The following is a 12,125-nucleotide window of genomic DNA, read 5'->3' on the forward strand; positions in this document are numbered from 1 at the left end:
GGTTACCTTCCGCTTCACAAAGCGCAAGCGTTGGCAAAGTCCCACCGATCCGCCACCTCCGGTCACGTTGTCCGAAGGGGTGGCGAACAGGCAGGATGGTCGGCTATGACGCACGTGATGGCCAAGGGCGCCAACATCGCACTGCCGGTGGCGGCTGTCCGCGCCGTGCTGCGCTGGAGCGCCACGCCCGGTGCGCCGGACGTGGACGCCTCCGCACTCCTGCTCGGTACCGACGGCAAGGTCCGTTCGGACGCCGACTTCGTCTTCTACAACCAGCCGCGCCACCCGTCCGGCCTGGTGCGCCACCTGCCCAAGCAGCAGACCTCGGGCGGCACCGAGATCGCGGACACCGTCGAGGCCGACCTCGGCAAGCTGCCCGCCGAGGTCGAGCGGGTGGTGCTCGCCGGTTCCTCCGAAGGCGGGTCGTTCCGCTCGGTGAGCGGGCTGCGCCTGCTGCTCTTCGACGCGGGCGCCGGCGAGGGCGCGACCGCCATCGCCGAGTTCGCCATGGCCGACGGCGACGAGGTCACGGCACTCGTCGCGGGCGAGCTGTACCGCCGGGGCGGCGTCTGGAAGTTCCGCGCCGTCGGGCAGGGCTACTCCACCGGGCTGATCGGTCTGGCCACCGACTTCGGCATCACCGTCGAGGACGAGGGCGACACCCAGGCCCCGGCCGGCGCGCCGGCCACCGCCTCCCAGCCGCCCTCCCCGGCCGCCCCCGCCGTCGACCCGCGCGCCGCGCTGCCCGACCCCCGCCCTGCCCCGCGCCCCGAACCGGGCACGTTCACGCTGGCTCCCGCCGTGCCGCAGCCGTCGGCCGCAGCCGCTTCGGCGCCCACCGGCGTCCCGGCGAACACGCCCCCTCCGCCGGTCGCCCCGCCCACGGTGCCGCCGACGGCCCCGCCCGCCCCGACGGCGCCCCCGGCGCAGCAGCCGGGCGGTTACGGCTATCCGCAGCAGGCGGGCGGCTACGGCTACCCCCAGCCCGCCCAGCGCCCGGGGTACGGCTATCCGCAGCAGCAGCCCTACCCGCAGCAGCAGCAGCAGGCCGCCGCCGGGTACGGCTACCCGCAGCAGGCCCAGCCCCCGCAGCAGGGCGGCTACGGCTACCCGCAGCCCAACACCGGCGCTCCGCAGTCCCAGCAGCAGCCGGCCCAGCAACAGCCTGCCCAGCAGCCGGTGCAGCCGCAGGCCGCCCCCGAGGAGTTCGCGCTGCCGCCGCAGGGCCCGCAGTTCCAGCCCCGCTGACCCATTCCCCCGCACGAGCACCCCGCCGCGCCACTACCCCGCCCGACCGCCGCAGCACACCGGCTTCGGCGTCCGGGAGCGCACGGGCTCGCCAGGCGCCGCCCTACCGACCCCCGCGCCCCTCAGTCCGCCGTCGCCGACCCCTTGTACCCGCGCTGCCACTGCATCCCGAAGCCGTACAGCCGGTCGATGTCGGCCTGGAACCCGTTGACGTACCGCACCTCGCGGCGGACCGTCAGCGTGTTGTCCCCGGTGTTCTCGATCAGCACCACCGCGCACGACCGCGCCGCCGAGGCCCGCTCCTCCAAGTGGATCTCGATCCGCGGCCCGGACTGCGGCACGATCGTCACCACCGCGTTGGCCTGTTCGAACGCCGGCGTGCCGTCGTAGATGTAGACGAAGATCAGCAGCCGCTTGAACTGGTCCTTCTTCTCCAGGTTGACGTACATCGTCTCGCCGGACGGCGCCCCGTACTGGTCGTCGCCGCTGAGCTTGACGAACGGCGGGTGCTGGAGGTCCCCGAAGTAGCCGCCCAGCGGCTGCACCACGCCCCGGCTGCCGTCGGTCAGCTCGTACATGCAGGCCAGGTCGAGGTCCACGTTGACCTGCGTGTTCTGCGCCGTGTCCGGCTCCATCGGGCGGAGGATGCGCGGGTTCAGGAGCCTCCGGAGGGCGTCCCGGCCGGACGCCCGCGAAGCTCCTATCCGGGTGGTCCAGTGCAGGTTGACGTAGAGGTAGCCGGTGGTGGCAGCCGCACCGGTGATCGCGTGGTGCGGCTGCGACTTGGTGAGGGTGATCTTGTACTGCCCGCTCGTGTCGAGGCTGTTCCGCTCGCCGCGCAGGTACTCCCAAATCGAGGCCATGCCGTCCTCCCCCAGCCCCGTCAGTCGATCTGACGGGCCGCCGCTCCATGATCGGGCATCAGCCCGCCCCCGGGTACCTGAACTCCCTACCCACCGCCGGTTACCGGACACCGTCCGGACAGCGACCGGACGCCACCCGGGCCCCGCCGGCCCGGCACCCGGCAGCCCACCGCCGCCGCATCACCTCCCGCGGCCCGCAGCCGCCCCCACAGCCATCCCGAAGCCCCTTCGTGCACCATCGAGGCAGCCTCCGGACCGCCCCCGGACCGGCCCCCGACCGACTTCCGGGCCACCTCCCGAGACATCCTCCGACGCACATTTCGCCGCACTTTCCGAGGCGCCTCCCGACGCGCCCCGACCAGCTTCCGCAACACCTTCCGAACCACCTCCGCAGCCTCCACCGGGGCGCACGACCGGCCGTCACCCGGCCCTCCACGGCACGCCGAGGCACCACCGGAACGGCGCCCGACGGCCGCCGGAGGGCCACCCGACGGGCACCGGCGGGTCGATTGGCGGGGCGAAGCCACCCTCCCGTACCATGCGGCCACTTCGGACGCGATATCGTCTAGCCGCACAGGTGTCCCGCCCGTCCCTGCCCGGGCACGGCGGACGCCCGTCGACAACGACGCACCGTCAGGCCCGGTCCCGGGGACGAGCCCTGACCGCCTGTGTCGCACCGTGACCTGTCCCCTGCGGAAACCTGAGGCCCGACCCGCAATGAACCTGACCTCCATACAGCTGGTCTGGACCGTCATCGGCGGCGCAGCCCTGCTGTTCACAGCCATCCTGGTGGCGACGCTGCGCTTCAAGAACAACACCAAGAAGCAGGACTCGGGCGACTCCTGGGAGCGCAGCGAGGAGCGCCGCCGGCGCAAGGAGATGATCTACGGGATCTCCTCCTACGTCCTGCTGTTCTGCTGCGCCGGCGTCGCGGCCGCGCTCTCCTTCCACGGCCTGGTCGGCTTCGGCAAGGAGAACCTCGGCCTGTCGAACGGGTGGGAGTACCTCGTCCCGTTCGGCCTCGACGGTGCCGCGATGTTCTGCTCGGTGCTCGCCGTCCGCGAGGCCAGCCACGGTGACGCGGCGCTCGGCTCGCGTCTGCTGGTCTGGGTGTTCGCGATCGCCTCGGCCTGGTTCAACTGGGTGCACGCCCCGCGCGGCATCTCCCACGACGGCGCCCCGGAGTTCTTCTCCGGCATGTCGATCTCGGCCGCGATCCTCTTCGACCGCGCGCTGAAGCAGACCCGCAAGGCCGCGCTGCGCGAGCAGGGCCTGGTGCCGCGCCCGCTGCCGCAGATCCGGATCGTCCGCTGGCTGCGCGCGCCCCGCGAGACCTACGCCGCCTGGTCGCTGATGCTGCTGGAGAACGTCCGCAGCCTGGACGAGGCCGTCGAGGAGGTGCGCGAGGAGCGCCAGGCGAAGCTGGACGCCAAGGTGCGTGCCCGCAGCGCCGACCGTCGCGAGCGCGCCGAGCTGAAGGCCATCTCCCGCCAGGGCGGGATGCTCTCCCGGGGCCGCAGTGGCCGCCAGGTTCCCGCGCTCGCCGCTGCCGGAGACGGCCCGAGCACTACGGAGCCTGCCCTAGCCGCCGAGGCAGACGCTCTCTCCAAGTCCACCTCCTCCGCGCTGGAGCCCGCCTCGCTGAGCTCCTTCGACACCGGCCGCCGGACGCGCGCCGCCGTCGGCTCCTCGGCGTCGACGTCGTCCTCCGCCTCGCTGTCCTCCTCGTCCTCCTCGTCCTCCTACCGCAGCTCGACCATCGACCTGACGGCGGACGACGACACCCTGTCGATGCCCAAGCTGGACTCGCTGGAGCGCAAGCTGCGCGCCATCGAGCAGCAGCTCGGCTGAGACACCGCACCCGAAGGCCCGAAGGCCCGAGCCCCGACCCGGGGCCTGAAGCCCGAAACGCCGGAACGGCCGCCCCCACTCCAGGGGGCGGCCGTTCCGGCGTTTCGCGGGCTACTTGCCCGTACTCACGAGTTCCCGTTCTCCGTCACTCCCGCCCCCGTCGCTCCCGCCTCCGGCGGACTCGCGGCGGTTGCGCAGGATGGACGACCCCAGGGCGAGGCCGATGAAGGCGACACCGATCAGGCCGGTGACGATCTCCGGGATGTGGTACTCGATGCCGACCATCAGGATCACGGCCAGCGCGCCGATCGCGTAGTGCGCGCCGTGCTCCAGGTAGACGTAGTCGTCCAGGGTGCCCTTGCGGACCAGGAAGACGGTCAGCGAGCGGATGTACATCGCGCCGATACCGAGGCCCAGGGTGATCTGGAAGATGTCGCTGGAGATGGCGAACGCACCGACCACGCCGTCGAAGGAGAACGACGCGTCGAGCACCTCCAGGTACATGAAGAGGAAGAACGCGGCCCTGCCGCCCACCTGGACGATGGACTTGCCGCCCTTCTCGGCGGCCTCCTCCTTCTCGACCTCCTCCTCCAGGCCCGACTCGAAGACCGAGGAGAGCCCGTTGACGGAGAGGTAGGTGACCAGGCCGAGCACCCCGGCGAGCAGCACCGTCTCGGCGTGCTCCCCGGCGAAGAAGTTGGACGCCAGCAGCAGGGTGACCAGGGCGACGACGGTGGAGAAGGCCTCCAGCTTGCCGACCTTCTCCAGCGGACGCTCGATCCAGGCCAGCCAGTTGTAGTCCTTCTCCTCGAAGATGAAGTCGAGGAAGATCATCAGCAGGAAGACGCCACCGAAGGCCGCGATGGCCGGGTTGGCCATCTCCAGGTACTGGGCGTAGGTGTGGCCCTCGTAGGTCTTGTCACTGTGCAGCGCGAGGTCGATGACCGTCGCCGGGTTGAGGTGCGCGGTGAGACCGACGACCAGCAGCGGGAAGATCAGCCGCATACCGAAGACGGCGATCAGCACGCCGATGGTGAGGAAGATCTTCTGCCAGTACGGGTTCATCCGCTTCAACACCGTGGCGTTGACCACCGCGTTGTCGAACGAGAGGGAGATCTCCAGGATGGAGAGGATCAGCACGATGCCGAATCCCTCGGCTCCCCAGAGCAGGCCGGCGGCGATCAGGCCTGCGATGGTGATCGCGAATGACCAGCCGAATGTGCGGAGGAACACGGGACTTGGTTACCTTTCGGGTTCATGGCGTCAAGGACGTCGGGTACGTCCGACACGGCGAATGCGTCGAACGCGACGATCGCGGCCTTTACTGTACGTTTACGCCGAAATCGAGGGCAATGCCCCGCAGGCCCGAGGCGTAGCCCTGACCCACCGCGCGGAACTTCCACTCGCCGGCGTACCGGTACAGCTCACCGAAGATCATCGCGGTCTCGCTGGACGCGTCCTCGGAGAGGTCGTAGCGGGCGATCTCCTGCCCGTCCAGGGAGTTGACCACCCGGATGTAGGCGTTGCGCACCTGGCCGAAGTTCTGCAGGCGCGAGTCGGCGTCGTAGATCGAGACCGGGAAGACCACCTTGTCGATCTGCGGCGGCACGAGGTCCAGATTGACCAGCACGACCTCGTCGTCGCCGTCGCCGTCACCGGTGAGGTTGTCACCGGTGTGCTCGACCGAGCCCTCGGGGCTCTTCAGGTTGTTGTAGAAGACGAAGTACTCGTCACCGACCACCCGACCGCCCGAGCAGAGCAGCGCGCTCGCGTCGAGGTCGAACGGCGCGCCGGTCGTGGACCGGGCGTCCCAGCCGAGACCGATCTGCACCTGTGTCAGATTCGGCGCGGCCTTCGTGAGCGAGACATTCCCACCCTTGGCGAGCGTGACACTCATGACTTGTCGTTCCTCCCTTGCCTCCCGGGGCGCATCTCAGGTCTATTCCCCCGCGACCCCGGCCGGCCCCTTCCGGCCGGCTGAACTTTCCTGAACTCCCATCCTTCCAGTGCGGCGGACCGGTTCGAAGCCGGGGCGCACGAAGCAGTCCGCGCGGCTCCGGACACGGAACGCGCGGCTCCGGACACGGAACGGCGCCCCGAACGCGAACGGCCGGGGCGGCCGCCGGTGCCCTCGCACCCGCGGCCGCCCCGGCCTGCGCTGTCCCGTCGGGGCCGTCACCGGCCCCGCCCCGGCTCAGACGTTGACGCCGAAGTCCTGGGCGATTCCGCGCAGGCCGGAGGCGTAGCCCTGGCCGATGGCGCGGAACTTCCACTCGACGCCGTTGCGGTAGAGCTCGCCGAAGACCATCGCCGTCTCGGTGGAGGCGTCCTCGGAGAGGTCGTACCGGGCCAGCTCCTTGTTGTCCGCCTGGTTCACCACGCGGATGAACGCGTTGCGGACCTGGCCGAAGTTCTGCGTACGGTTCTCGGCGTCGTAGATCGAGACCGGGAAGACGATCTTCTCCACGTCGGCCGGCACGGTGGCCAGGTTGACCTTGATCTGCTCGTCGTCGCCCTCGCCCTCACCGGTGAGGTTGTCACCGGTGTGCTCGACGGAGCCGTCGGGGCTCTTCAGGTTGTTGAAGAAGACGAAGTTGCCGTCGAGGCCGACCCTGCCCTGGTCGTTGCAGAGCAGCGCACTGGCGTCCAGGTCGAAATCCGTGCCCGTGGTGGTGCGGACGTCCCAGCCAAGGCCGACGATCACGGCGGTCAGGCCCGGGGCCTCCTTGGTGAGCGAGACATTGCCGCCCTTGCTCAGGCTGACACCCACTTGTCCTCCAAGAGTCGGGAGGCACGCCCTGGTGCCCCCGTGGTGCGGTTCAAGGCTCCGGGGCGATTCACCGCCGGGCCTCTGACCAGCCAACGGACCGATCGTAGTGCCGGGTTCCCGTCCGCGTGAGCGAACGGGTCCGACATGGCCACCGAACCGCATCCGAGTCCTGTCCGCATCGCACGCGAAGCGCACCCGAAGCGGACCGCAACCGCGCCCCGAACCGGACCGGAACCGCCCCGGCCCCGCCCGAACCGCGTCCCCGAACCGCGCCGCACCTGCACCGCACCCGCGCCGTGGCCCCGTCCGGCCCCGCCCGAGGGGCTCAGAGCGCGCCGAGGACCTTCAGGTACTCCTGCTCGTCACGGGCGTCCGGCAGGCCGTTCACGACGCTCCAGCGGACGACGCCGGCCGTGTCGATCACGAAGGTGCCCCGGACGGCGCAGCCCTTCTCCTCGTCGAAGACGCCGTAGGCGCGTGAGACCTCGCCGTGCGGCCAGAAGTCGGAGAGCAGCGGGAAGTCCAGGCCCTCCTGGTCGGCGAAGATCCGCTGGCTGAACGGCGAGTCGTTGGAGAGGCCGAGGACCTGCACCTCGTCGTTCTGCAGGCGCGGCAGCTCCTTCTGGATCGCGCAGACCTCGCCGGTGCAGACGCCGGTGAAGGCGAACGGGTAGAACACCAGGACGACGTTCTTCTCGCCCCGGAAGTCGGAGAGCCGGACCAGCTCGCCGTGCTGGTTCTTCAGCTCGAAGTCCGGAGCCTCGGTGCCGATCTCGATGGCCATGGTGGGACCTTTCTGACGCGAAGGGGCCGCGCTCCGCGGGCGCGACGAGCGCCATCCTCGCATTCGTCGGTACCGGTTCGGCCGGACGGGTGACGGCCGCGCCGTCCGGGGCCACCGCTTTCGCCCTGGGCGAACAACCTGCTGGTCAGGGCCTCCGGCCGGAACGCCAAAAGGACCGGGCCCCGCCGGAGGATGCTCCGGCGGGGCCCGGTCGGGCCCGTCAGGGGGTGCTCAGCGCTTGCCCGGCCTGGCCGTGGACTTGGTTGCCAGGCGGGTCGCCGCCCAGTCCTTGGCGACCGCGATCGAGCTGGTCTGGGAAAGGCCTGCGGTCTTGGCCGCGTCGGCGATGTCCGAGGCCTCGATGTGGCCGTCCCGACCGGTCTTCGGGGTCAACAGCCAGATCAGGCCGCCCTCGGCCAGGTATTCCAGGGCGTCGACGAGGGAGTCGGTGAGGTCCCCGTCGTCGTCGCGGTGCCACAGCAGGACGGCGTCGGCGACGTCGTCGTAGTCCTCGTCGACGAGATCCGTACCGGTGATCTCCTCGATGCCCTCTCGGAGATCCTGGTCAGTGTCTTCGTCGAACCCCAGCTCCTGGATGATCTGGCCCTCATCGAAGCCAAGACGAGCTGCCGGGTTGGACTTGTCCGCGGGGTCCGCGGTCGCGCTCACGGGAATAACCTCCAGTATTCGGCTCGGCATCCATGCCGAGGCTGTGGCCGTAGTCCACACGGGAGCGGCGGTTCGCGCAAGTACCCGACCCCCGATCCCCTCCAAAGGTTGACGTGTCGCATGGGGACACGCCGTGCGATGTGTCGCGAATCACACCGATTTGCCCTTCTCTGCGTAGGACAAGGATGCTTCGGGTGGTCCCGGTCCACAGGCCGTACGCACGCCCGAGATGCGAACGGCATTCGGGTCCGCGCGTGCGCGGGCGTAGAGTCTCCTGTTGGCCCTCACCCCGGCCGTCCGCCATCGGACGGACGGGCAACCAGGTCGGACCACCTCTTTTCGTAACACCCGGAGGCGCGCGGCCCGGACGATGCTGTCCGAACCGCACACCTCCAGACCGCTCCTTCTGTCAGGGAGAGCGGTTACCGATCGGTAGAGATGACGGATCTCCGAGCGCGGTAGCACGATGGAGGCGGCGCGACACACCTCAGTTTCGACCGACAGTGAAGGAACAGCGTGGCTTCCGGATCCGATCGCAACCCGATCATCATTGGCGGCCTTCCGAGTCAGGTCCCGGACTTCGATCCCGAGGAGACCGCGGAATGGCTGGAGTCGCTCGATGCGGCCATCGACGAGCGGGGGCGCGAGCGTGCGCGCTACCTGATGCTGCGGCTGATCGAGCGCGCCCGCGAGAAGCGTGTCGCCGTGCCCGAGATGCGCAGCACGGACTACGTCAACACCATCGCCACCAAGGACGAGCCGTTCTTCCCCGGTAACGAGGAGATCGAGCGCAAGATCCTCAACGCGACCCGCTGGAACGCCGCGGTGATGGTCTCCCGGGCGCAGCGCCCGGGCATCGGCGTCGGTGGCCACATCGCCACCTTCGCCTCCTCCGCGTCGCTCTACGACGTCGGCTTCAACTACTTCTTCCGCGGCAAGGACGCCGAGGGCGAGTCGGGCGACCAGATCTTCTTCCAGGGCCACGCCTCCCCCGGCATCTACGCCCGGGCGTTCCTGCTGGACCGGCTCACCGAGCAGCAGCTCGACGCCTTCCGCCAGGAGAAGTCGAAGGCCCCGTACGGCCTCTCCAGCTACCCGCACCCGCGGCTGATGCCGGACTTCTGGGAGTTCCCGACCGTCTCGATGGGCCTCGGCCCGCTCGGCGCGATCTACCAGGCCCGGATGAACCGCTACCTGGAGCACCGCGGGATCAAGGACACCTCCGACTCGCAGGTCTACGCCTTCCTCGGCGACGGCGAGATGGACGAGCCCGAGTCGCTCGGTCAGCTGTCCCTGGCCGCCCGCGAGGGCCTGGACAACCTGACCTTCGTGGTCAACTGCAACCTGCAGCGCCTCGACGGCCCGGTCCGCGGCAACGGCAAGATCATCCAGGAGCTGGAGTCGCAGTTCCGCGGTGCCGGCTGGAACGTGATCAAGCTCGTCTGGGACCGCAGCTGGGACCCGCTGCTCGCGCAGGACCGCGACGGCGTCCTGGTCAACAAGCTGAACACCACGGTGGACGGCCAGTTCCAGACCTACGCGACCGAGTCCGGCGCGTACATCCGCGACAGCTTCTTCGGCGGCGACCTGCGGCTGCGCAAGATGGTCGAGTCGATGACCGACCAGCAGATCCAGCACCTGGGCCGTGGCGGCCACGACCACCGCAAGATCTACGCGGCGTTCAAGGCTGCCCGCGAGCACAAGGGCCAGCCGACGGTCATCCTCGCCCAGACCGTCAAGGGCTGGACGCTGGGCCCCAACTTCGAGGGCCGCAACGCCACCCACCAGATGAAGAAGCTGACGGTCGAGGACCTGAAGCGCTTCCGCGACCGGCTGCACCTGCCGATCACCGACAAGCAGCTCGAAGAGGGCTACCCGCCCTACTACCACCCGGGCCGCGACTCCGAAGAGATCCAGTACATGCACGACCGCCGCCAGGAGCTGGGCGGCTACGTGCCGACCCGCAAGGTGCGGCCGCGCAAGCTGGAGCTGCCGGGCGACGACGCGTACAAGGCGGTCAAGAAGGGCTCGGGCAACCAGACCATCGCCACCACCATGGCGTTCGTCCGGGTGCTCAAGGACCTCATGCGGGACAAGGGCATCGGCAACCGCTTCGTGCCGATCGCGCCCGACGAGTACCGCACCTTCGGCATGGACTCGCTGTTCCCGTCGGCGAAGATCTACAACCCGCTGGGCCAGACCTACGAGTCGGTCGACCGCGACCTGCTGCTCGCGTACAAGGAGTCGCCGACCGGGCAGATGCTGCACGACGGCATCTCCGAGGCCGGCTGCACCGCCTCGCTGATCGCCGCGGGTTCGGCCTACGCCACCCACGGCGAGCCGCTGATCCCGGTGTACGTCTTCTACTCGATGTTCGGGTTCCAGCGCACCGGCGACCAGTTCTGGCAGATGGCCGACCAGCTGGCCCGCGGCTTCGTGATCGGCGCCACCGCCGGCCGCACCACCCTGACCGGTGAGGGTCTGCAGCACGCCGACGGCCACTCGCACCTGCTGGCCTCGACCAACCCCGGCGTCGTCGCGTACGACCCGGCGTACGGCTTCGAGATCGCGCACATCGTCCAGGACGGTCTTCGTCGGATGTACGGCTCCAGCGCCGAACACCCGAACGGCGAGGACGTGTTCTACTACATGACCGTCTACAACGAGCCGATCAAGATGCCGGCCGAGCCGGAGAACGTCGACGTCGACGGCATCCTCAAGGGTCTGCACCGGTACGCGCCCGGCACCGCCGGCCAGATCCCGGCCCAGATCCTCGCCTCCGGCGTGGCCGTGCCGTGGGCCCTGGAGGCCCAGCGCATCCTCGCCGAGGAGTGGAACGTCAAGGCCGACGTCTGGTCCGCGACCTCCTGGAACGAGCTGCGCCGCGACGCGGTGGAGGCCGAGGAGTTCAACCTGCTGCACCCCGAGGAGCAGCAGCGCGTCCCGTACGTGACCCAGAAGCTCCAGGGCGCCGAGGGCCCGTTCGTCGCCGTGTCCGACTGGATGCGCGCGGTGCCGGACCAGATCGCCCGCTGGGTTCCGGGCCAGTACCAGTCGCTGGGCGCCGACGGCTTCGGCTTCGCCGACACCCGTGGCGCGGCCCGTCGCTTCTTCCACATCGACGCGCAGTCGGTCGTGCTGAGCGTGCTCACCGAGCTCGCCAAGCAGGGCAAGGTCGACCGCAGCGCGCTGAAGGACGCGATCGACCGCTACCAGCTGCTGGACGTGGCGGCGGCGGACCCGGGCGCCGCCGGCGGCGAGGCCTGAGTGCCTGACCGGTCCTGAGGGGTCGGCCCTCCCCACCCGGGGAGGGCCGGCCCTTCGCGCTTTCCGTGTGATGCCGGTCACATCCGCTTGAACCTCACACCGGTGTCAGCTCCTAGGCTCGTCACGACGAACCGGACCAGTCCAGGAGGGTCTCCGATGAACGCCGTCCACCCCGAGCCCGCCGCCGGCGGCAACGACTACAACCGCCAGGTGATCGACGAGTTCCGCACTTCGGCGGGTACGGTCGGCGGCGACTTCGCCGGCAAGAACCTGCTGCTGCTCACCACGCGCGGCCGGCAGAGCGGCGAGCCGCGCACCACCCCGCTGGTCTACCTGCGCGACGGCGGGCGGGTGGTCGTCTTCGCCCTGAACGGCGGCGCCCCCGCCGACCCGCTCTGGTACCGCAACCTCGCGGCCGCCCCCGAGGTCACGGTCGAACTCGGCGCCGACCGCTTCGCGGCGCACGCCGTCCCGGTCGATCCGGACGATCACGAGGACCTCTGGGCCCGGCAGATCTCCGTCGAACCGCTCTTCGCCGACTTCCGGGCCCGCACCAGCCGCACCGTCCCCCTGGTGGAGCTCCGCCCCGCCGCCTGAGTCCGGCCCCGGCTCCCTCTTAACCTTCCCGAGAGTCCCGCTTAAGGTGGGACCGCGGGAGGCAAGGGGAGGGGGC

Annotated in this window: 10 protein-coding genes; 4 read left to right on the top strand and 6 right to left on the bottom strand. The window is 70.0% G+C overall.

The window, feature by feature from the left end:
- The first annotated feature begins 105 nt into the window (after positions 1-105).
- Positions 106-1,248, top strand: a complete 1,143-nt coding sequence (locus PUR61_RS12985) for a TerD family protein (RefSeq protein ID WP_329878958.1) — start codon at positions 106-108, stop codon at positions 1,246-1,248.
- Between the two features lie 122 nt (positions 1,249-1,370).
- Here PUR61_RS12985 and PUR61_RS12990 read toward each other — a convergent pair whose 3' ends face one another.
- Positions 1,371-2,111: a Tellurium resistance gene (locus PUR61_RS12990; protein ID WP_329878959.1), complete on the bottom strand. Its 741-nt coding sequence runs from the start codon at positions 2,109-2,111 to the stop codon at positions 1,371-1,373.
- A gap of 717 nt (positions 2,112-2,828) precedes the next feature.
- On the opposite strand from PUR61_RS12990, the gene PUR61_RS12995 reads away from it, so the two are divergent.
- Positions 2,829-3,962: a DUF2637 domain-containing protein gene (locus PUR61_RS12995; RefSeq protein ID WP_329878960.1), complete on the top strand. Its 1,134-nt coding sequence runs from the start codon at positions 2,829-2,831 to the stop codon at positions 3,960-3,962.
- Positions 3,963-4,073: 111 nt separating this feature from the next.
- On the opposite strand, the gene PUR61_RS13000 is transcribed toward PUR61_RS12995, so the two are convergent.
- From PUR61_RS13000 to PUR61_RS13020, 5 genes are all read right to left on the bottom strand, one after another.
- Positions 4,074-5,195 carry a DUF475 domain-containing protein gene (locus tag PUR61_RS13000; RefSeq protein WP_329878961.1) on the bottom strand — a complete coding sequence of 374 codons (1,122 nt, stop codon included), beginning with the start codon at positions 5,193-5,195 and terminating at the stop codon, positions 4,074-4,076.
- An 88-nt stretch (positions 5,196-5,283) separates the two neighbouring features.
- Positions 5,284-5,859 carry a TerD family protein gene (locus PUR61_RS13005; RefSeq protein ID WP_329878962.1) on the bottom strand — a complete coding sequence of 192 codons (576 nt, stop codon included), beginning with the start codon at positions 5,857-5,859 and terminating at the stop codon, positions 5,284-5,286.
- A 297-nt stretch (positions 5,860-6,156) separates the two neighbouring features.
- The gene (locus tag PUR61_RS13010) at positions 6,157-6,732 is read right to left on the bottom strand and encodes a TerD family protein (RefSeq protein ID WP_329878963.1); all 576 of its coding nucleotides are present in this window, start codon (positions 6,730-6,732) and stop codon (positions 6,157-6,159) included.
- Between the two features lie 325 nt (positions 6,733-7,057).
- The gene (locus PUR61_RS13015) at positions 7,058-7,516 is read right to left on the bottom strand and encodes a peroxiredoxin (protein WP_329878964.1); all 459 of its coding nucleotides are present in this window, start codon (positions 7,514-7,516) and stop codon (positions 7,058-7,060) included.
- Positions 7,517-7,747: 231 nt separating this feature from the next.
- The gene (locus tag PUR61_RS13020; protein ID WP_329878965.1) at positions 7,748-8,185 is read right to left on the bottom strand and encodes a DUF3052 domain-containing protein; all 438 of its coding nucleotides are present in this window, start codon (positions 8,183-8,185) and stop codon (positions 7,748-7,750) included.
- Between the two features lie 516 nt (positions 8,186-8,701).
- Here PUR61_RS13020 and aceE point away from each other — a divergent pair.
- Both aceE and PUR61_RS13030 read left to right on the top strand, forming a co-directional pair.
- Positions 8,702-11,452, top strand: coding sequence for a pyruvate dehydrogenase (acetyl-transferring), homodimeric type (aceE, locus tag PUR61_RS13025; RefSeq protein ID WP_329878966.1), 2,751 nt, complete (start codon positions 8,702-8,704; stop codon positions 11,450-11,452).
- 156 nt (positions 11,453-11,608) lie between these two features.
- Positions 11,609-12,049, top strand: coding sequence for a nitroreductase family deazaflavin-dependent oxidoreductase (locus PUR61_RS13030; RefSeq protein ID WP_329878967.1), 441 nt, complete (start codon positions 11,609-11,611; stop codon positions 12,047-12,049).
- The last annotated feature ends 76 nt before the right edge of the window (positions 12,050-12,125 follow it).

The organism is Streptomyces sp. BE20 (assembly GCF_036322525.1).
In the GTDB taxonomy this organism is placed as follows: domain Bacteria; phylum Actinomycetota; class Actinomycetes; order Streptomycetales; family Streptomycetaceae; genus Kitasatospora.